The sequence below is a fragment of the Shewanella cutis genome (genome assembly GCF_022410515.1).
Lineage (GTDB): Bacteria > Pseudomonadota > Gammaproteobacteria > Enterobacterales > Shewanellaceae > Shewanella > Shewanella cutis.
Window position 1 is genome coordinate 1 of record NZ_JACSDI010000029.1, and the last position, 21547, is coordinate 21547.

The 21547-nt window shown below is 49.2% G+C and carries 19 protein-coding genes; 16 read left to right on the top strand and 3 right to left on the bottom strand.

Features of this window, described 5'->3' with window-relative positions:
• Positions 1-280: 280 nt before the first annotated feature.
• Positions 281-1765: a glycerol kinase GlpK gene (glpK, locus tag H9J30_RS20570; protein WP_240132691.1), complete on the top strand. Its 1485-nt coding sequence runs from the start codon at positions 281-283 to the stop codon at positions 1763-1765.
• A 70-nt stretch (positions 1766-1835) separates the two neighbouring features.
• Here glpK and H9J30_RS20575 read toward each other — a convergent pair whose 3' ends face one another.
• From H9J30_RS20575 to H9J30_RS20585, 3 genes are all read right to left on the bottom strand, one after another.
• Positions 1836-2153 (bottom strand): hypothetical protein, encoded by a 318-nt coding sequence (locus H9J30_RS20575; protein ID WP_240132692.1) that lies wholly within the window; start codon positions 2151-2153, stop codon positions 1836-1838.
• 94 nt (positions 2154-2247) lie between these two features.
• Positions 2248-3330, bottom strand: coding sequence for a PepSY domain-containing protein (locus H9J30_RS20580; RefSeq protein WP_240132693.1), 1083 nt, complete (start codon positions 3328-3330; stop codon positions 2248-2250).
• Positions 3327-4034 carry a peptidase gene (locus tag H9J30_RS20585; RefSeq protein ID WP_240132694.1) on the bottom strand — a complete coding sequence of 236 codons (708 nt, stop codon included), beginning with the start codon at positions 4032-4034 and terminating at the stop codon, positions 3327-3329. Before H9J30_RS20585 ends, H9J30_RS20580 begins: the two co-directional genes overlap by 4 nt.
• Before the next feature lie 519 nt (positions 4035-4553).
• Here H9J30_RS20585 and mraZ point away from each other — a divergent pair.
• The 15 genes from mraZ (at position 4554) to lpxC (ending at position 21535) form a co-directional block, all read left to right on the top strand.
• The gene (gene mraZ / locus H9J30_RS20590; RefSeq protein WP_240132695.1) at positions 4554-5012 is read left to right on the top strand and encodes a division/cell wall cluster transcriptional repressor MraZ; all 459 of its coding nucleotides are present in this window, start codon (positions 4554-4556) and stop codon (positions 5010-5012) included.
• Between the two features lie 30 nt (positions 5013-5042).
• Positions 5043-5984, top strand: coding sequence for a 16S rRNA (cytosine(1402)-N(4))-methyltransferase RsmH (gene rsmH / locus H9J30_RS20595; protein ID WP_011073908.1), 942 nt, complete (start codon positions 5043-5045; stop codon positions 5982-5984).
• Positions 5985-5995: 11 nt separating this feature from the next.
• Positions 5996-6310 carry a cell division protein FtsL gene (gene ftsL, locus H9J30_RS20600; protein WP_240132696.1) on the top strand — a complete coding sequence of 105 codons (315 nt, stop codon included), beginning with the start codon at positions 5996-5998 and terminating at the stop codon, positions 6308-6310.
• A 13-nt stretch (positions 6311-6323) separates the two neighbouring features.
• Positions 6324-8075: a penicillin-binding transpeptidase domain-containing protein gene (locus tag H9J30_RS20605; protein ID WP_240132697.1), complete on the top strand. Its 1752-nt coding sequence runs from the start codon at positions 6324-6326 to the stop codon at positions 8073-8075.
• The gene (gene murE, locus H9J30_RS20610; RefSeq protein ID WP_240132698.1) at positions 8072-9556 is read left to right on the top strand and encodes a UDP-N-acetylmuramoyl-L-alanyl-D-glutamate--2,6-diaminopimelate ligase; all 1485 of its coding nucleotides are present in this window, start codon (positions 8072-8074) and stop codon (positions 9554-9556) included. Before H9J30_RS20605 ends, murE begins: the two co-directional genes overlap by 4 nt.
• Positions 9556-10938: a UDP-N-acetylmuramoyl-tripeptide--D-alanyl-D-alanine ligase gene (locus H9J30_RS20615; protein ID WP_240132699.1), complete on the top strand. Its 1383-nt coding sequence runs from the start codon at positions 9556-9558 to the stop codon at positions 10936-10938. The genes murE and H9J30_RS20615 overlap by 1 nt, the downstream gene beginning before the upstream one ends.
• Positions 10939-12021 carry a phospho-N-acetylmuramoyl-pentapeptide-transferase gene (gene mraY / locus H9J30_RS20620; protein WP_240132700.1) on the top strand — a complete coding sequence of 361 codons (1083 nt, stop codon included), beginning with the start codon at positions 10939-10941 and terminating at the stop codon, positions 12019-12021. It abuts the gene before it with no gap.
• Between the two features lie 6 nt (positions 12022-12027).
• Positions 12028-13347: a UDP-N-acetylmuramoyl-L-alanine--D-glutamate ligase gene (murD, locus tag H9J30_RS20625; protein WP_240132701.1), complete on the top strand. Its 1320-nt coding sequence runs from the start codon at positions 12028-12030 to the stop codon at positions 13345-13347.
• Positions 13337-14548: a cell division protein FtsW gene (gene ftsW / locus H9J30_RS20630; protein ID WP_240132702.1), complete on the top strand. Its 1212-nt coding sequence runs from the start codon at positions 13337-13339 to the stop codon at positions 14546-14548. The genes murD and ftsW overlap by 11 nt, the downstream gene beginning before the upstream one ends.
• Positions 14548-15636: an undecaprenyldiphospho-muramoylpentapeptide beta-N-acetylglucosaminyltransferase gene (murG, locus tag H9J30_RS20635; protein WP_240132703.1), complete on the top strand. Its 1089-nt coding sequence runs from the start codon at positions 14548-14550 to the stop codon at positions 15634-15636. The genes ftsW and murG overlap by 1 nt, the downstream gene beginning before the upstream one ends.
• A gap of 2 nt (positions 15637-15638) precedes the next feature.
• Positions 15639-17105, top strand: coding sequence for a UDP-N-acetylmuramate--L-alanine ligase (gene murC / locus H9J30_RS20640; RefSeq protein ID WP_011073899.1), 1467 nt, complete (start codon positions 15639-15641; stop codon positions 17103-17105).
• Positions 17106-17215: 110 nt separating this feature from the next.
• Complete coding sequence (locus tag H9J30_RS20645) at positions 17216-18004, top strand: cell division protein FtsQ/DivIB (protein ID WP_240132704.1); 789 nt, start codon at positions 17216-17218, stop codon at positions 18002-18004.
• Positions 17985-19220 carry a cell division protein FtsA gene (gene ftsA, locus H9J30_RS20650; protein ID WP_011073897.1) on the top strand — a complete coding sequence of 412 codons (1236 nt, stop codon included), beginning with the start codon at positions 17985-17987 and terminating at the stop codon, positions 19218-19220. The genes H9J30_RS20645 and ftsA overlap by 20 nt, the downstream gene beginning before the upstream one ends.
• A 27-nt stretch (positions 19221-19247) precedes the next feature.
• Positions 19248-20435 (top strand): cell division protein FtsZ, encoded by a 1188-nt coding sequence (ftsZ, locus tag H9J30_RS20655; protein ID WP_011624294.1) that lies wholly within the window; start codon positions 19248-19250, stop codon positions 20433-20435.
• 179 nt (positions 20436-20614) lie between these two features.
• Positions 20615-21535: a UDP-3-O-acyl-N-acetylglucosamine deacetylase gene (gene lpxC / locus H9J30_RS20660; protein ID WP_240132705.1), complete on the top strand. Its 921-nt coding sequence runs from the start codon at positions 20615-20617 to the stop codon at positions 21533-21535.
• Positions 21536-21547 lie beyond the last annotated feature (12 nt).

Here is a 21547-nt window from a genome sequence, read left to right on the forward strand (position 1 = left end):
CTCTTATGACAGAAAGTAAGCGCAAGGGCTTGCCAGACGAAGCCTTCGGGCAGCATTTGGCTGACGTTTCTACTGCGTTATCGTCCGTTTATGTAGAATAACTACACGGCACGAACTTTGCCTTGCATAAACGTCAGCCAAATTGCTGCAAAAATAACCCTGAAACGTCAACACGCCCTAGTCATTACGGAAAATTACGAATATATTCATAACTTAACCAACAAGTCATCAAGCTTCATGTCAGTCTAGATACCTCTGGTGAGCCAGACAGGATAGTAGTGTGCAGAAAAAATACGTAGTGGCGTTAGATCAAGGCACAACGAGCTCGAGGGCGATTGTGTTTGACCACGATGCCAATATTGTCAGCGTCTCCCAGCGGGAGTTTACTCAGCTTTATCCTAATCCCGGCTGGGTTGAACATGACCCAATGGAAATCTGGGCAAGCCAAAGTTCTGTGTTGATTGAATCTCTCGCCAGAGCAGGCATTCACAGTGATGAAGTGGCGGCGATTGGCATTACTAATCAGCGGGAAACCACCATTATTTGGGAAAAGGCGACCGGCAAACCCGTTTACAATGCCATTGTGTGGCAATGCCGCCGTAGCGCCGAGATCTGTGAGCAACTCAAGGCCCAAGGTTTAGAAGATTATGTGCGGGAGAATACGGGTCTCCTGCTCGATCCTTATTTTTCAGGCACTAAGATCAAATGGATTTTAGATAATGTGCCGGATGCACGTGCGAAGGCCAAGCGAGGTGAACTGTTATTCGGCACGGTTGATACTTGGCTACTGTGGAAACTCACGGAAGGCAAAGTGCATGTGACCGATCCCACCAATGCAGCTCGCACGTTGCTGTTTAATATCCACAGCCTGAGTTGGGATAGCAAGCTGCTGGAGGCGCTCGATATTCCTGCCGCCATGTTGCCTGAAGTAAAACCTTCCTGCAGTGTCTATGGCACCACGCGCATCGCTGGTGAGGGCAGTGAAATTCCACTGGCGGGGATTGCGGGCGATCAACAGGCAGCGCTCTTTGGCCAGCTCTGTGTTGAGCCGGGAATGGCCAAAAACACCTATGGTACGGGCTGCTTTCTGCTGATGAACACCGGAAGCAAAGCCGTGCGCTCATCCCATGGTTTATTAACGACGGTGGCGGTTGGCGCTCAAGGTGAAGTGAATTATGCCCTTGAAGGTTCAGTGTTTATGGGCGGCGCGACTATTCAATGGCTGCGGGATGAGTTGGGACTTATCCGCGATGCCAGTGATACCGAATATTTTGCCTCTAAAGTCGCGGATACCAATGGGGTGTATTTAGTCCCCGCCTTTGTGGGGCTCGGCGCGCCCTATTGGGACCCCAATGCCCGTGGCGCACTGTTTGGTTTAACCCGTGGCGCTAACCGTAATCATATTATCCGTGCGGCATTAGAGTCGATTGCTTACCAGAGTAAGGATTTGCTCGATGCCATGATTAAGGATAGCGGTGAGCGGCTTAAATCCCTTAAGGTCGATGGCGGTGCGGTTGCCAATGACTTTTTAATGCAATTTCAAGCGGATATTACCGATGTTGAAGTGTTACGGCCCAGTGTTTGCGAAACTACCGCTTTGGGTGCGGCATTCTTAGCAGGGCTTGCGGTCGGATTTTGGACCTCGGTAACTGAGCTTGAACATAAAACCTGTATCGATACGCACTTTAAACCAAGCATTGATGCTGATTATCGGCAGCAGTTATACGCTGGTTGGCAAGATGCAGTAGCAAGAACCCGTTCTTAGTTTCTTTTAGGCTTGAAACACATAAGGCGCAGCTTGAGGTTGCGCCTTATTCATTTAACAGCCAAGCACGTTAAACTTCGATATCGATGATATGCTTGCTGGACGGTTGTGCTGTGTCAGCTAAATCGTCTGTGACTTCGAGTACTTTTCCTTCTTTTAAATCTTGTTTGTCCGCAGCGCGGCGTTTTTTATTGCGACTGGCATTATCCTGTTTACGTCTTTCCCTGACTTTCGCATCTAAGGTGGGTGGTAATTGCGACTGTGGGGTTTCATGGCTATCGGGCGCATTGGCGGTCGCACTACTCACCTGATCAACGATCCGTTTTGGGGTTAATACGGGTTTTACTGGCTGGGCCAGCATAGCGTAAAGACTGTCCAATCCACTCATAGCGCCTCCTTGGTTTTGACCACTTAACCCTTTATCGGCAGCAGCTGCTTAATATTTAGACTATACGTTGATTGAACCCCGTTCGCGACACACTCTAGTATTCTGACTTCTGCCAATCTCTGTGTTGCGCTTTAGTGACTAACTCAAGTTTGCTAGGATGTGCCTCGTGTTGGCAGCTTAGGCGAATGCCCTGTGCTAGCTCAGTGGCGGTGAGCTTATCCAGATCATAATCATTAGGGATAGGCGGCTGCTCGACAAACCTGAGTTTACACAGGCCACAGCGTCCGCCACCACCGCATTGGGTCCTTAATCTTTCGCGCCCTCGATTAATACTCTCTAAATATGTGCCATTGAGATCGGTAAATTCGGCCAGCAGCTGAGCATCTTGAGTATAAAGCGCCAGTTTTCCTATGGCGGTTTTTCGTCTTATGAATGGCAGGGATAACTGGCCTTGATGGCATTTATGCCCAAGGATGTAAATTCCTGAAAGACCTAAAAATAGCGCGCCAATGCTGATTGACTGTACCAATAAGTGATTAAAACCAATGCCATTATCGGGGGTGTAGTCCATAAAGTGCAGCATAAACAGCAGATCTTTGAGATCGGATTGACTATTTTGGTGGGCAAGCACGGCGCCCGAGGCTGTATCGATATAAATACGGGTATCGAGTGGGTCTGAGGTGGTGAACATCGCCACCGAGCCGCTAGCATCGAATGGTGTTTTATTGGTGAGTATTTGCGCTGAGCTGATAACGCCAGAGCCTGAATAACTTCCCTTGGCGATAGCCTGTATTTCTGCATCGCTCAAAGATAATGGTTCAAGGGAATCGGCCCAAAACCAGCGGGTTTGCTTCGTTGTTGTGAGTGCATACACTGCGCGGCTGAGCACCGAAGTTAATTTAAGTTCGATAATGCCTTCTGTTTGGTATTGTTGGAGTAGGTTTGCTGTAGAAGCGAGCGGCGAATTGAAGCTCTGCGCCTTATCGTCGACCCGATATGGATTCGCATCCAGAAATTGCTCGTCAATCAGGTTAAAGGCGAGTCCTGTCACGATCCAAATTAACAGTTGCAGACCAACAATAAGCGCTAGCCATTTATGTAGGGTTTGCATCGCTAAATTACGATGGCGTTTACCCAATATTTCAATACCAGTATTCAGTTTGTTCGAGCAGCTCATGCTTGCTCCTCGCAGGATTTAGGATTTCGAAAACTGATATAAGTCAGGGCGATACCAAATAGTGTGGTCAGTAAGGCAAGGCTGCTCATGATGGTGAGGAACGGATTATGTACATTCTCGCGGGTCTCGTAGTCCATGATATGCAGCATCCACATGATATCGAAGAGGCGCCAGTAATCATGCCGAGCGCTGAGCAGTTGCCCTGTGACCGCGCTGAGATAGAGTGTCGAGTGCATCGCATCGTCTAACTCAACTTGCCACATAGGTAATGCGTGAGGGGAGATTTCATTTGGTGCTGTTTGCTGGTGGAGGGTTGCGCGGATGATCTTAGCCTTGCCCGTATACACCTGCTCTGCGGCGTCGAGCGCTTGTTGCTGATTTAACTGAGGTAATAATTCTCCCGTCACACTGCTAAAACGTTGCAATTTCCCTGCTATTTTGGCGCTATAAAAGAGAGTGTCTTGGTGGGCATATAGGCTTAACGCGGTCGCATTGGGGTGATCTTTGATGAAATCCGTAAAGCTGTAAGCAGGAGCTTTTACATGGAAAACTGCACCATTTACCTTATTAACCAGAGGCTTGCCACGAATAAACTCGATATCCATCCATACCATATATGCGCCGGTTGCCATCCAAATCAGCAATTGCAGTGCGGTGAGTAGTGCAAACCATTTGTGATAGGTACGGATTTTGGTTGCTGTCATGGGTCACTTATTTTGAGTTATTCGCATGGAAGTTTTGATCTTCCTCGCAATCGTGAAATAAAAACTACCATCTTATTACAGAATAAATCTGTAATAAAAAATAAAATTTCAGCCATTTATGCTAAGAGTTTGCGCACTGCTGGATCGTAAAAAGGTTAGTTTTGGGCTTATTTTGCTGCGCTTTGTGAGTCTAGCGTGATTTGCCTATGGGGAAAATCCCACATTTAGCGACACTTTATGGCATAAATTTCATTGCAACTGCCTGAAAGCAAAAGGCCGCTGTTTTTTTGTCCGCTTTATATTCCTATGGTATCCATCGTTTAGCTGATTTTAAGCTGATCTTTTTGTCAAAACTTTGTCGCTAAGTTATGGGGGCAACATGCTGCTAACCCGCTTGCCGACTGGCTTTATAAAAGGATCCCATCCCTTGACAATGCTTGTCTACTATCCCTAAACTTAGCAATTGTGGGAAATAGTGGATATTTGTGGATCAAAAAGCAAAGGATAGGATGAATTAGCGTGTTTCGTGGAGCCAGTGCTATCAACTTAGATACAAAGGGACGGATCGCGATTCCAGTGCGATACCGCGAACCTTTGCAGCTAGAGCATCAAGGCTGCATCGTTATCACGGTTGATATTCAATCTGCATGTTTACTCCTTTATCCCATCCACGAGTGGGAACTGATCGAAGCAAAGCTACTCAAGCTATCGGATACAGATAAAACCCAACGTTCCCTTAAGCGCATGCTGTTGGGTTATGCCCACGAGGTTGAACTCGATGGCAACGGGCGCATATTACTGCCGCCACCGCTAAGGCAATATGCCAATTTAGATAAGCGCATCATGCTGGTGGGACAGTTAAACAAATTTGAGCTGTGGGATGAGCAAGCTTGGCTGCAGCAAATTGATGAGTGTCAGGAAACGATTCGAAGCGAGGAGCTTGCTAACAACGAGCGTCTGGCGGATTTTTCACTCTAACGAGTCGCATAACTAAATAAGAAGAGAGTAATGAGTCAAGAATTTGCCCATTTATCCGTTTTGCTCGAAGAAACGGTCGGCGGTTTAAACATTAAAGACGATGGCATCTATATTGATGGCACGTTTGGCCGCGGTGGTCATTCAAGACAAGTTCTGCAAAGACTGGGTGAAAAAGGTAGATTGATTGCTATCGACCGCGATCCACAGGCTATTGAGGCCGCTAAACAATTTGCTGATGACCCTCGTTTTCAAATTGTGCACGGCGGTTTTGGCCAATTAGCCGATTACGTCGAAGATCTTGGTCTGGTTGGCAAGATTGATGGTGTGTTGCTCGACTTAGGTGTGTCTTCTCCGCAGCTTGATGATGCCGAACGTGGCTTTAGCTTTTTGCGCGACGGGCCGCTCGATATGCGCATGGACAATAGCCAGGGTGAAACCGCTGCCCAGTGGTTAGCGCGCGCTGAAATTGAAGATATGGCGTGGGTATTTAAAACCTATGGCGAGGAGAAAAATGCTCGTCATATTGCCCGTTGCATTGCTGCTGACCGTGATAAAACCCCGTTTTTGCGTACCAAAGATTTAGCCGATTTAATTGCGCGTATCACCAAAAATAAAGAGCGTAATAAGCATCCGGCAACCCGCGTATTTCAGGCGATCCGTATCTATATCAATAGCGAATTAGATCAGATTGATCAGGCTCTTGAAGGTGCTTTAACCGTACTAGCGCCTCAGGGGCGTTTATCGATTATCAGCTTCCATTCCTTAGAAGATCGCATCGTCAAACGCTTTATTCGCCGTCATAGCCAAGGTGAGAGTGTGCCCCATGGCTTGCCCATCACCGAAGACCAAATTAACAAGTCGCGTAAATTGCGCGCCATTGGTAAGGCGATTATGCCATCCGATGAGGAAATTGAACGCAATGCTAGAGCCCGTAGCTCAGTGTTACGCATTGCCGAGCGATTGGATTATTAGAGGGCAAGCACATGAGTAAGCCCTCATTGAGCCTGCCACGGATTGTGTTACATGACCTGTGGCAACACAAATGGATTTTGTTACTCGCACTGCTGGTGCTCAGTAATGCTGTGGCTGTGGTGTATACCAGCCATGTGAGCCGAAAGCTTACTACCGAATGGGACCAGCTGCTGCAGGAGCGTGACAGGTTAGATATCGAGTGGCGCAATTTATTATTGGAAGAGCAATCCCAAACCGAACATAGCCGGATTACACGGATTGCATCAAAGGATCTCAACATGAGTCGACCATTACCCAGTGAAGAAATCGTGGTAAAGGTGCCGTGAGTATAGGGAAGATATGATTAGGCAAGCAAAAACCAAACAGGCCAGCAAAAAGCAAAAGCCACAACTGATCCACTGGCGTTTATACGTCGTGGTCGGTTTTGTGTTTGCGATGTTTACCTGCCTTGTGGGTCGCGCTGCTTATATCCAAATTATCGAACCTGATAAACTTCGCCATGAGAGCGATATGCGTACCCTGCGTACCACCAGTCGTGAGGTGCAGCGTGGCTTAATTACCGATCGTAATGGGGATATGCTGGCGGTGAGTGTGCCCGTGCGTGCCGTGTGGGCGGACCCTAAACAAGTTAACGATAGCAATGGCTTTGCTGATATGCGCCGTTGGCAAGCACTGGCAGATGTGTTGCATGAGCCCGTGGAAGATGTGCTCGATAAGGTGCGTAGCAATCCAACCAAACGTTTTACCTACCTAAAACGCCAAGTCACCCCGGCGGTAGCGGATTACATCACTCAGCTAAAATTACCTGGGGTGTTTTTAAAGTCTGAATCCCGTCGTTACTACCCAGGCGGAGAGATCACGGCTCAATTAATTGGTATCACCAATATCGATGACGTTGGTATCGAAGGCGTTGAAAATGCCTACAACAGTTGGCTTACTGGTACGCCATCCAAGCAAAAAGTGCGCAAGTCCCGTGATGGGCACGTGGTTGAGCGCCTCGATATTGTCCAAGAAGGCGAAAGCCCAAATGATCTTGTCCTGAGCATCGACCATAGAATCCAGCAACTTGCTTACCGTGAGTTAAAGCGTACTACCGAGATGAACCAAGCGACGTCTGGCTCGATTGTGGTGCTCGATATCCACACGGGTGAGGTGTTGGCGATGGCGAATACTCCCTCTTACAACCCTAATTCCCGTGATAATTTTCAAACCTTCAGAATGCGTAACCGCGCGATGACCGACACCTTCGAGCCAGGCTCGACCATTAAACCTTTTGTGGTTGCGGCAGCGTTGGAAGCGGGGACAGTAAAATCTACCGATGTGATCCCAACCTCGCCAGGCTGGATGCGTTTAGGTGGTCGGCAAGTACGTGATGCATCCAATTATGGTGATATGACACTGGCGCGTATTTTAGCCAAATCCAGTAACGTCGGGATCAGTAAATTAGCCCTGTCGATTCCAGTACAGCAGTTACTCGGCACTTATCAATCTATGGGCTTAGGCAGTTTTTCAGGCATTAATCTTACGGGTGAAAGTGCCGGCCTTATCCAAGATCGTCACCGTTGGTCTGACTTTGAGCGCGCCACTTTATCCTTCGGCTACGGTTTAACTGCGACGACGCTGCAGCTTGCCCGGATGTACGCCACTTTAGGTAATGGTGGCACGTTATTTCCCGTTTCAATTTTAAAACTGAAAAAGCCGCCTGAGGGTGAGCGAGTGATTTCAGAAGCTGTCGCCAAAGATGTGCTGCAAATGATGGTGAGCGTGACCGAAAAAGGCGGAACAGGTACGCTCGCCCATATCGATGGTTATCCGGTTGCTGGTAAATCGGGTACCAGCCGTAAGGCGGTAGCCGGTGGTTATGGTGATGATTATGTTGCGTTATTTGCTGGCGTTGCGCCGGTAAATAATCCAAAGCTTGCCATTGTGGTCGTGGTCAACGAGCCTAAGGGCGATCTCTATTATGGTGGTTCAGTGGCAGGGCCGGCATTCGCTAAGGTGATGTCAGGCGCATTGCAAATGTTAAATGTTGAACCCATTTCCGATAAAGAACAGGTGCAATTGGCGGGACTCGCCGGGAGAGCTGAATGATGTTGTTAAGGGAGCTACTCGCGCCTTGGTTTCCCTACGCGGGCGAACAAACCTTCTTAGATTTGACCTTAGACAGCCGCGCAATACGTCGCGGCGATGTGTTTTTGGCGCTGCCAGGACATAAGGTCGATGGTCGACAATTTACTGATAAAGCCTTAGCTCAAGGTGCGGCTGCGGTGTTAGTGCATACGGATAATCCGCAAGAGCAGGGCAAAGTAATTGCAATGCCCGCTGAGCAAGGGGTGCAGATTTATTTCTATGAGTTAGCTAAGCACGTTTCAGCGGTGGCTGCGGTGCGTTACCCTGTTATCCAAGGTCAATCTATGGCCGTTGTGGGTATTACAGGGACTAATGGCAAAACTTCGACAAGCCAACTGTGCGCGCAATTAGTGACCTTGCTTTCAGGTAAAGCGGCGGTGATGGGCACGCTTGGCAATGGCCTGTGGGGCGAGCTTGTTGACAGCGGCAATACCACTGCCGATGCCATTACCCTAATGCGCCAGCTCCATGAATTTGCAGATAAAGGTGTTAACACCTGTGCGATGGAAGTCTCGAGCCATGGTTTAGTCCAGGGGCGCGTCGATGCGGTGCCCTTCGATGTGGCTGTATTCACTAACCTGACCCGTGATCACTTGGATTATCACGGCGATATGGAAAACTATGCCGCCGCCAAACAAATGTTATTTCGTTTCGACTCCCTGCGCCATGGTTTACTGAATTTAGACGATCCTGTGGGCGTCGCTTGGTTATCTGAGCTGGCAAACGTCCCGGCGAAGATGTGGGGTTTTAGCATTGAAGCCCATAAAGCCGCAGCGTTTTACACTAAGAATGCCCAATTTAACGATCAAGGCGTGCAGGCGACCTTAGTCTGGCCCGAGGGCGAAATCGATATTCGTTCGCCGTTATTAGGCGCCTTTAACCTATCAAATTTACTCGCCGCACTATCAGCCCTGTATTTACAGGGAATGGATATGCGTGCACTGGCAGCCAAAGTGCCTTACTTAGTGCCTGTGGCTGGCCGCATGGAACGTTTTACTACCGCAGATAACATCACCTTAGTGGTCGATTATGCCCATACCCCGGATGCGATTGAACAAGCGCTTAATGCTTTGCGCCGTCACTGCGCGGGGGAGCTTTGGTGTGTGTTTGGCTGTGGTGGTGACCGCGATAAGGGCAAGCGGCCATTAATGGGGCGCGCGGCGGAGCAATTTGCCGATCGCATTATGGTGACCAGCGATAATGCCCGCAGTGAAGATCCTAACCAAATTATTACCGATATTATCCAAGGGCTAACTCACCCTGAGCGAGCGCTGACCGAGGTTGACCGTGTGGCTGCGATTAAACAAGTCGTCGCACAGGCTAAATCTGGGGATGTGATCTTGCTTGCGGGTAAAGGCCATGAAACTTACCAAGAGGCGGCAGGTGTGCGTCATGACTATGATGAACGCGCCCTGGCACGTCAGTTATCGGAGCAAAGCTAATGATCCCAATTTCCCTCGAGGCACTGAGCCAATACTTAGGTGCGCATCGAGTCGGTGACGACGTCACCATCCAAGCATTAAGTAGCGATAGCCGTAAAATCGGCCCCGCAACCTTGTTCGTCGCCTTAAAGGGGGAGCGGTTTGATGGCCATGATTTTGCCGCCACCGCGATAGAGAATGGTGCCGTTGCACTGTTGGTTGAGCGTGAACTTGCCTTTGATATCCCGCAGCTTATTGTTGCCGATTGCCAAAAAGCTATGGGTGCGATTGGGGCTTATGTTCGCGACCAAGTGAATCCCATTTGTGTAGCATTGACCGGTTCAAATGGCAAAACCAGCGTCAAAGAAATGATTGCCACTATTTTGTCGGCCAAGCATCAAGTGCTTTACACCGCGGGTAATTTTAATAATGAAATCGGCGTGCCTTTAACCCTGCTGCGCTTAACGCCCGAAGACAAATATGGGGTATTTGAGCTAGGTGCTAACCATAAAGGTGAGATTGATTACACCTCCGGCTTGGTTCGCCCTAACGTGGCGTTAGTCAATAACGTCGGCAGTGCTCATTTAGAAGGCTTTGGCTCACAGGCAGGAGTGGCCCAGGCAAAATCGGAAATCTATAACCATCTACAAGAAGAGGGTACAGCGATTATTAACGCTGATGACGCCTTTGCTGATGTGATGCGTGTTAAAGCCAAGCACTATAAGCAATTGAGCTTCTCCCAGCAGGAAGGTGCGGCAAAACGCCAAATCGATGTCATTGCGACTGGCCACAAAGCTAATAGCGATGGTTGTTACCGCTTTATGCTTAATTATGCGGGCGAGTCTTGCGAAGTGGTTTTACCCTTAGCGGGACGTCATCAAGTCAGCAACGCTTTGGCCGCTGCAAGTGTCTGTATTGCATTGGGATTAAGTCTAACGGAAATCGCCGAAGGCCTGAGCCAGCTTACCCCCGTCAAGGGCCGTATGCAGCCTACTCAATTAGGACGTGTACGTCTAATTGATGATAGCTATAACGCCAATCCAGTGTCTGTAGGGGCGGCTATCGCTTGGTTAAAGGAAATTTCTGAAAATCGTTGTTTGGTACTGGGAGATTTGGGCGAATTAGGCGACAATGCGCCCCTTTTACACGCTGAACTGGGACAACTAGCAAAGCAACAGGGGATCGATGCCCTGTTCTGTACTGGTACCTTGACTCAGCACACGAGCCAAGCTTTCGGGGCGGAGCACCATGACAGCGTGGCGACGTTAGTAGAAAAACTTATAAAACACATCAACCAGTTGCCGGGACAGGTGACGGTTTTAGTTAAAGGTTCACGAAGTGCCGCAATGGAGCGGGTCGTGAATGGCCTAACAGTAGCCTTCGGGCGTGGGGAGTTAGTGTAGATGCTGGTGTATCTGGCCGAGTATTTAACCCGATTTCATACGGGGTTTAACGTATTTTCCTATGTGACATTTCGAGCCATTTTAGGCTTGTTAACCGCATTAATGTTTAGCTTATGGTGGGGCCCTAAACTTATCGAGCGCTTGCAGTTGATGCAAATTGGCCAAGTGGTGCGTAACGATGGGCCTGAATCGCATTTCAGTAAGCGCGGAACGCCCACTATGGGTGGCCTGCTGATTTTAGGCGCCATCTTTATCAGTGTGCTGTTATGGGGCGATCTTGGTAGCCGCTATGTGTGGGTAATGCTGTTTGTATTGGGCAGCTTCGGCATGATTGGCTTTATCGACGATTACCGCAAAGTGGTACGTAAAGATACTAAGGGATTGATTGCGCGCTGGAAGTATATTCTGCAATCCTTAGCGGCCTTGATCATTGCCTTTTTTCTCTACACTACAGCCGCTAACCCTGGTGAAACGCAATTAGTGGTGCCCTTCTTTAAAGATGTGATGCCGCAACTGGGCGCTGTGTTTATCGTATTGGCGTATTTCACCATTGTGGGGTCTAGCAACGCGGTGAACTTAACTGACGGTCTCGATGGTCTTGCGATTATGCCAACTGTGATGGTGGCTGCAGCATTTGCGCTGATAGCTTATCTGTCGGGCCATGCTCAGTTTGCTAATTACCTGCATATTCCGCATTTACCTGGCTCTGGCGAGCTGGTGATCGTTTGTACCGCGATTGTAGGCGCAGGTTTAGGCTTTTTGTGGTTTAACACTTATCCAGCACAGGTCTTTATGGGCGATGTGGGCTCACTCTCTTTAGGTGCGGCCTTGGGGGCGATTGCGGTATTAGTTCGCCAAGAAATCCTGTTAGTGATCATGGGCGGTGTGTTTGTGATGGAAACCGTGTCAGTGATTTTGCAGGTCGGTTCTTACAAATTACGTGGACAGCGGATCTTCCGCATGGCGCCTATCCATCACCACTACGAGTTAAAAGGTTGGCCGGAACCGCGCGTGATCGTGCGCTTTTGGATTATCTCTATTTTCTTAGTTTTACTCGGCTTAGCCACGTTGAAGTTAAGGTAATTGCTCATGCAAAGTCAGTATTCACACATAGTATTAGGGTTGGGAGCCACAGGGCTTTCGGTAGTGCGCTATTTGTGTGGAAAAGGCATTACGCCGTTGGTGATGGATAGCCGTCGCCAGCCCCCCGGCGCCGAGACGCTAGCAAGCTCATTCCCTGAGGTGAAGTTGATTGCTGGCGGATTTGATTGCCGCTACCTAGTGCAGGCGACGCAAATCATTATCAGCCCTGGGATTGCGATGAATACCCCCGAAGTGCGCGCTGCACTGGATATGGGCATTGAAGTGATTGGCGATGTTGAACTGTTTGCCCGTGAGATTGCCGATCGTAAACCTTGTGTGATTGGGATTACGGGCTCAAATGGCAAAACGACAGTGACCACCTTAGTGGGTGAAATGCTGCGAGAAGCGGGCATTGCTGTTGCCGTGGGCGGCAATATTGGTATTCCGGCGCTGGATTTGCTGCAAGAGAATGCTGATATTTTTGTACTTGAGTTATCGAGTTTCCAGCTGGAAACCACCCATAGCTTGAACTGCGTTGCCTCAACTTGCTTGAACGTGACGGAAGATCATATGGACAGATACAGCGATATGGATGCCTATCGAAAGGCTAAGCTGCGTCTGTACCATCAAAGTCGTGCCATCATTTTTAACCGTGATGATGCGTTGACTATTCCAACCGAACCCATGAACCAAAACAGCTTTGGTTTAGCACCGCCTGAGGGCGATGAGTGGGGCATTTGCGACAGCCGGATTTATCACGGCCACAGTGAAATCATGCCGATCACCGAAGTGTCGCTGATTGGTAGCCATAACCATGCAAACTTACTTGCTGCGATGGCGCTGGTTTATGCCGTGGGTGTGGATAAACAAGTGATGGCCAAAGTCGCACGCACCTTTACTGGACTTTCCCATCGCTGTGAAGTGGTTGGGATAAAAGGTGGGGTCACCTATGTGAATGACTCTAAAGCTACCAATGTCGGCGCCACAGTTGCGGCGCTCGATGGTTTAAGTGATCACCTCGGCGACATTATTTTGATTGCTGGCGGCGATGGTAAAGGTGCGGATTTCAGCCCGCTTGAAGAGCCGTTAACAAAAGTGACTCATCTCATTACCTTAGGCCGCGATGGCAATAAGATTGCGGCGCTGAAAGAAGGCGCAATCAAGGTCGATTCAATGGCTGCCGCTGTTGCTAAAGCCGCTCAATTAGCAACTTCAGGTGATATTGTACTCCTATCGCCAGCCTGTGCGAGCCTTGATATGTACAGTAACTTTATGGCCCGTGGCGATGATTTTAGAAGCCTAGTGGAGCAACTCGATGGCGAGTGATGCAAGACAGCTCAGCCTGTTTGGGCGAGTGCTGCATGCACTGCCTAACTGGCAACGTGATACCGACGTCCCAGGCGTGCAATTGTACGATCGGGCTTTGCTCACGGCTGTTTTGTCTTTGATTGGCTTTGGTTTTGTGATGGTGATGTCAGCCTCGATGCCTGAGGCGCAAACGCTGACTGGCAATCCATTCCATTTTATGACCCGCCATGTGGGGTATTTGTTGGGATGTTTAATCATTGCCGCATTTGTCCTTCGCGTGGATATGCAGACCTGGCAACGCATGAGTCCAATCATGCTGCTGGTGGTGTTTTTTATGCTGCTGGCGGTATTAGCTGTGGGTACCACTGTTAACGGGGCGACACGTTGGCTATCACTCGGACCGATCCGTATTCAGGTCGCTGAGGTCGCTAAATTTGCGTTTTCTGTGTATATGGCGGGTTATCTGGTGCGTCGTCATCAGGAAGTGCGTGAAAATGCGAAAGGCTTCTACAAGCCGATTGCGGTGTTTGCGATTTACGCGATTTTGATTTTGATGCAGCCCGACTTAGGGACGGTTGTGGTGCTGTTTGTTGGCACTGTGGGATTATTGTTCCTTGCTGGTGCGCGGTTGCTGGACTTCTTCGCACTGATTTTTGCGGGGATCTTGGCCTTCGTGGCGCTGATTTTACTCGAGCCTTATCGTATGCGTCGGGTGACATCGTTTTTAGATCCTTGGCAAGATCCATTTGGCAGTGGTTACCAGTTAACCCAATCGCTGATGGCCTATGGCCGAGGTGATTGGTTTGGCCAGGGCCTTGGTAACAGTATCCAAAAGTTGGAATACCTTCCTGAGGCGCATACCGACTTTATCTTTGCCGTGATTGGTGAAGAGTTAGGGTTTATCGGCATTATCGCGGTGTTATCCGTGTTGTTATTTGTGGCATTGAGGGCCATTCGTCTTGGCAATTTATGCCTCGTGATGGACAAAGCCTTCGAAGGTTATCTGGCCTATGCGATTGGGATTTGGATCTGTTTCCAGACCGTCGTTAACGTGGGCGCAAGCATTGGTATGTTACCCACTAAAGGGTTAACACTGCCCTTTGTGAGTTACGGCGGTAGTAGTCTATGGGTCATGACAGCGGCAGCAATGACATTGCTACGCATCGATTACGAACGGCGCATGAGTTTAGTTCAGGCCGTGCAAGGGAGATTGAAGTAATGACCTACGCGGGTAAACGTATTTTAGTCATGGCAGGCGGCACGGGAGGACATGTGTTTCCGGCGCTTGCGGTGGCAAAGTATTTAGCACAGCAAGGTTGGCAAGTGCGTTGGTTAGGTACGGCTGACCGTATGGAGGCGCGATTAGTGCCTCAGTATGGCTTCGATATTGATTTTATCGACATCAAGGGTGTGCGTGGTAATGGTTTAGTACGTAAATTGGCGGCGCCTTTTAAAGTGGTGCGCTCTATTTTGCAAGCTAAAGCGGTGATTGCCGAGTTTAAACCCGATGTGGTGCTTGGCATGGGCGGTTTTGCCAGTGGCCCAGGTGGTGTGGCGGCTAAATTAGCGGGTGTGCCCTTAGTGTTGCATGAGCAAAATGCTATACCGGGAATGACGAATAAGTTGCTCTCGCGGATTGCTAGCCAAGTACTTTGTGCCTTTAAAAATACCTTCACCCAACTGAAGGCGAAAGTCGTGGGCAATCCCATTCGTCGTGAGTTGATTGCCTTAGGCGCTGAGCCTAAACAAGCCGCAGATGAGGCGCTAAAGGTGTTGGTTGTGGGCGGCAGCTTAGGTGCTAAAGTCTTTAACGATTTAATGCCCGAAGTGGTGGCTGCACTGAGTAAACAGCAGTCGATTACCGTTTGGCATCAAGTAGGTAAGGATAATCTGGCTGGGGTCAAGTCCGCTTATCAGCAGCAAGGACAAGAGGGTGGCGTCAACGTTGCCGAATTTATTGATGATATGGAAGCCGCCTATCGTTGGGCTGATGTGGTATTGTGCCGCGCCGGCGCGCTGACGGTATCCGAGTTAGCGGCAGTGGGACTTCCTAGTATTTTGGTGCCTTATCCCCATGCGGTGGATGATCACCAAACCCGTAACGCTCAAGTTTTGGTTGAGGCTGGCGCAGCTTTCCTATTGCCACAGGCCATCTTGGACGTGAATAAGCTGGTGAGTAAATTACAGTTACTCGCCAATGACAGAGCAGAATTAGCCCGTATGGGCCAAAGAGCGAGAGATGTTGCCGTGTTGGATGCGACCGAACAGGTGGCCCAAGTGTGTATTGCTCTTGCCGAGAAAGGATAGGTATGACTAAGACAGAAAGATACTTACAGCTAAGAAGTATGATCCCTGAAATGCGCCGGATTAAGCGTATTCATTTCGTCGGCATTGGCGGCGCGGGTATGGGCGGGATCGCTGAAGTATTAGTAAACGAAGGCTATGTTGTCAGTGGTTCTGACATTGCGCAAAACGCCGTGACTGACAGACTCTGCCTGCTGGGTGCGAAAATTCATATCGGTCATGGCGCCGATAACGTGCAGCAAGCTGATGTGGTGGTGGTATCAACGGCGATTAATCCCCAAAATCCAGAGATTATTGCGGCAAAAGAACTACGTATTCCCATCGTTCGTCGCGCTGAAATGCTGGCTGAACTGATGCGCTATCGTCATGGTGTGGCGATTGCTGGCACCCACGGTAAAACCACGACCACCAGTTTGATTGCCAGTTTGTATGGTCAAGCGGGGCGTGATCCGACGTTTGTGATCGGCGGTTTACTCAATAGTGCGGGGACTAATGCCCGTTTAGGTACCAGCCGCTATCTTATCGCCGAAGCGGATGAGAGCGATGCGAGCTTCCTGCATCTGCAACCTATGGTCAGTGTGGTGACAAATATTGAAGCCGATCATATGGATACCTATGGCGGTGACTTTGAAAAGCTCAAATCAACCTTCGTAGATTTTTTACATAACCTGCCATTCTATGGTGTGGCAGTCGTCTGTATTGATGATCCGGTCGTGCGTGAGATTATGCCGCGTATCAGTCGCCATATTGTAACCTATGGTTTTAGAGACGATGCCGACGTGCAGGCGCTCAATTTCAGCCAGCAAGGGCATCAATGTCGCTTTACGGTAAGACGTAAAGGTAAAGAAGATTTAGATCTGTTGCTCAATCTGCCAGGCCAGCACAATGTATTAAATGCACTCGCGGCGATTGCAGTGGCGACAGAAGATGAGATTGACGATAGCGCCATTATTCAAGCCTTGGCTGAATTCCAAGGTATTGGCCGTCGTTTCCAGCACTTAGGCAAGTTTGCGACGCCTAAGGGCGAAGTGATGTTAGTGGATGACTATGGTCATCACCCGAGTGAAGTGGCGGCGACCATTAAAGCGGCTCGTGCAGGCTGGCCTGAAAAACGTTTAGTGATGGCCTATCAACCACATCGATATACGCGTACACGTGACTTGTACGAAGACTTTATTGAAGTGTTATCTCAGGTCGATTGCCTGTTATTACTCGACGTATATAGCGCGGGCGAAGCACCCATTCCTGGTGCAGATGGTCGGGCATTATGCCGCTCAATTCGTCTTCGTGGACAATTAGACCCTATCTTTATTGCTAGCCCTGAGCAGTTAGCTGAGGTGCTGCCTGATGTGTTGCAGGAGGGGGATTTATTGTTGACCCAAGGTGCGGGTAATATAGGCGCTTTGTCGCGCAAGTTGGCAGCTTCTGAATTGGGTTTTAGTACCGGAGCTACAACTGAGGTAAAACCTTGATGTATTGCGTGACACCTCGAGTTTAAAGGAAATTTGACCCGAGGCTTTAGCGCTATATAATGGCCGATTTTCTGTGGTTTTAGTAGTGTCGTTGAAAGGTGGGAACAAACGTGTCTTGGAGTGATAAGAGGCGACACTGGCGGGCGAGGAAGTCACAGGTTAATTGGTACCTGTGGAGTGGGATTGGTTTTTTATCGTTAGTCATTGGTAGTTTTGTGTTCGGCGGTTACCTGCTGCATAAATTTTTAAATGATGCCAGCACCTTGCCCATTGAAGCTGTCGCTATTAAAGGTGAACGGACTTACACCACTGATAAAGATATACAAATTGCACTACAGGATTTAATGCAACGGAGTTTTTTCAGCGCAGATATCACCTTAGTGCAACAGGCATTAGAAGCTTTACCTTGGGTGTATCGCGCGTCAGTCAGGCGAGAATGGCCAGCGAAACTCAGGGTGTATTTGCAAGAGCAGCAACCGGCCGCCCATTGGAATGGTACCGCTTGGCTTAATGTGCATGGTGAAGTGTTTGAAGCGCCATCGCACCCTGAGCTGGAACATCTGCCGCATTTATCAGGGCCAGATGATATGGGGACTGAAGTGTTAACTGCCTATGCGCAGGTTAACTCGCTATTGAAGATTAATGGCTTTACCTTAGCAAGTTTGAGTTTAACGCCACGTCATGCGTGGCATGCGACCTTAGGTAACGGTATTGTTTTAGACCTAGGGCGAGAGGATAAAATGGCAAGGATACAAAGGTTTATCACAGTTTACCCATTGCTGGCGAAACAAGATAAACCCATTGCCAGAGTGGATTTGCGCTACGACACAGGGTTGGCCGTAGGCTGGGGCGATGCACAAACAAGAGAGCCGATAATTAATGACGAAAAACCAAGATAGAAATCTGATCGTCGGATTGGACATAGGAACCTCTAAAGTCGCAGTGATCATAGGCGAAGTTCTGCCCGATGGCGAAATCAGCATAGTCGGCCTTGGTAACCACCCCTCAAGGGGCATGGATAAAGGTGGCGTTAACGATTTAGACTCCATCGTGCGCAGCGTACAACGTGCGCTCGATCAAGCGGAATTAATGGCAGATTGCCAAGTATCATCGGTTTACCTGAGTATTTCCGGTAAACATATTGCCTGCCAAAACGAAAATGGCATGGTGTCGATTAACGATGAAGAAGTGACACAGGAAGACGTCGACAACGTAATTCACACAGCGCGTTCGGTGAAAATCCCAACGGAGCGCCGGATTCTACACGTGCTACCGCAGGAATATGCTATCGACGTACAAGATGGCATTCGCAGCCCTATCGGCATGTCAGGCATGCGGATGGAAGCTAAGGTACACATAGTGACCTGTGCCAATGATATGGCGAAGAACATTACTAAGAGTGTTGAGCGCTGTGGCTTGAAGGTCGATGACTTAGTATTCTCCGGCATTGCGTCGGCGGATGCGGTATTAACTTTCGATGAAAAAGACTTAGGTGTGTGTATCGTCGATATTGGTGGTGGCACCACAGATATTGCAGTTTACACCAATGGCGCACTGCGTCACTGCGCGGTCGTGCCAGTTGCGGGCAACCAAGTGACCAACGATATTGCGAAAATTTTCCGCACGCCATCGTCACACGCTGAACAAATTAAAGTGCAGTTCGCCTGCGCGCGCAGCTCCATGGTGAGCCGTGAAGATAGTATCGAAGTGCCCTCGGTCGGTGGCCGCCCATCGCGCAGTATGTCGCGCCATACCTTGGCCGAAGTGGTTGAGCCGAGATATCAAGAGCTGTTTGAGTTAGTGCTCAAGGAGCTAAAAGACAGTGGTTTAGAAGATCAAATCGCCGCAGGTATCGTGCTAACAGGCGGTACGGCGTCGATTCAAGGCGTGGTAGACATCGCGGAGGCAACCTTTGGTATGCCGGTTCGCGTCGCTTCACCATTGCCAGTAAAAGGCTTATACGAATACGTGGATCAGTCAATTTACTCCACCGGGGTAGGATTGCTCCATTATGGTGCAAGACGGGTGCTTGAGCGTCAATTTGAGCGTCCTGAGCGTCAAGGGGTTACCAGTGCTTGGAATCGGGTCCAAAGCTGGTTTAAGGGTGAATTTTAATAACGCAGGCAACACGGAGATCAGACAATGTTTGAGATCATGGACACTCACTCAGACGACGCGGTGATTAAAGTCATCGGCGTTGGCGGCGGCGGCGGTAACGCTGTTGAACATATGGTCAAACACAACATTGAAGGTGTTGAGTTTGTCGTTACCAATACAGACGCACAGGCGCTACGTAAATCGGGCGCTGGCTCAACGATTCAATTAGGTCGCGATGTGACTAAAGGTCTCGGCGCGGGCGCTAACCCAGAAGTGGGTCGTGCTGCGGCAGAAGAAGATCGCGAGAACATTCGCGCAGCGATCAAAGGTTCAGACATGATCTTTATCGCGGCCGGTATGGGCGGTGGTACGGGTACTGGTGCTGCGCCTGTTGTGGCACAAATTGCCCGCGAAGAAGGCATCTTAACGGTTGCCGTCGTGACTAAGCCTTTCCCTTTCGAAGGTAAGAAGCGTATGGCTTATGCCGAGCAAGGTATCGCTGAGCTCGCCAAGCACGTGGATTCGTTAATCACAATCCCGAACGAAAAACTATTAAAAGTATTGGGCCGTGGCACGTCATTACTCGATGCATTTGCTGCAGCGAATAACGTGTTACTCGGTGCCGTACAAGGTATTGCAGAGCTTATTACTCGTCCAGGTCTGATTAACGTCGACTTTGCAGACGTGAAAACCGTTATGTCCGAAATGGGCAATGCCATGATGGGTACGGGTGTTGCGCGTGGTGAAGACCGTGCAGAAGAAGCTGCTGAAGCGGCTGTCGCCAGCCCGCTCTTAGAAGACATTGACTTGGCCGGTGCACGTGGTGTGTTAGTTAACATTACTGCGGGTATGGACATGAGCATCGAAGAGTTTGAAACCGTCGGTAATCATGTTAAAGCTTATGCATCTGACAATGCGACCGTGGTTGTGGGTGCGGTTATCGACCCAGAAATGAGCGACGAACTGCGTGTAACTGTAGTTGCAACGGGTATCGGTGCTGAAAAGCGTCCAGATATTCAATTGGTTTCTAAGCCTGCGCCTCGTCCAGAGCCTGTTGTTGTGGAACCAAAAGTTGAAGCTTATGTCGAAGAAGCAACCCACGTGAGCTATGCGGCGCCAAAGGGTAACGTATTACCTGCATCGCCAGCACCGGCTCCAGCGCCAGCGCCTTCAACGAAGCATGAATTGGATTACTTAGATATCCCAGCGTTTTTGCGTAAGCAAGCTGATTAAAACAGGTATTTGAGTCCAGCGTATCGGGTGATGTGTTGCTTTATTGGCAATACCACCCAATGACGACATTTGTATGACATGGTCAACTTATGTTACCATGCACTACTTATGTGGTCGTTTTGCCGTCGCTGCGTGTGCAAATATTAGGCTTAATTATTGAAATCTAAACGGGTAACTGAATGATATTTCAAAGAACTGTTCAAAAAATGGTGAAAGCTACCGGAGTCGGTTTGCACTCTGGCAATAAAGTCACTTTGAGCATTATGCCCGCACCAGTTAATACAGGGATCGTACTCGTGCGTACCGATATGAGTCCTGCCGTTGCAATTCCTGCAAAGGCGGAACAAGTTCGCGAAACCACGATGTGCACGGCACTTGTCAATGACGAAGGTATTCGTATTTCGACTATTGAGCATTTGTTTGCAGCCTTAGCGGGTTTAGGCATAGATAACGCCGTAATCGAAGTGGACGCCCCTGAAATCCCTATTATGGATGGCAGTGCGAGCCCATTTGTCTTCTTACTTCAGTCAGCGGGTATTAAAGAGCAGGCTGCGCCTAAGAAGTACTTAAAGATTAAACGCCCTGTGCGTGTTGAAGACGGTGATAAATGGGCCGAGCTCAAGCCTTTCAAAGGTTTTAGAGTCAACTTTAAAATTGACTTTGCTCACCCCGAAATTGCTCGCAGTCAACAGCATGTGGTGATGGACTTCTCGACTTCAGCTTTTGTTAAAGATATTAGTCGTGCCCGTACCTTTGGTTTTATGCGTGATATTGAGTATCTGCGTGCGAACAACCTAGCTTTAGGCGGCAGCATGGAAAACGCGGTTGTACTTGATGAATATCGCGTCCTCAACCCCGACGGCCTGCGTTATGAGGATGAGTTCGTTAAGCACAAAATTTTAGATGCGTTTGGTGATCTCTATGTGGCAGGACACGCCATTCTTGGTGAGTTTACTGCCTATAAAACGGGTCATGCTCTGAATAACCAGTTAGTGCGTGCCTTATTGGCGCAGCAGGATGCGTGGGAGTTAGTTAGCTTTGAGAAAGAAGCCGATGTCCCTGTCAGTTTTACTGTTCCTGGTGGTGTGGTTTTCGCTTAATCGCGTTTGCTG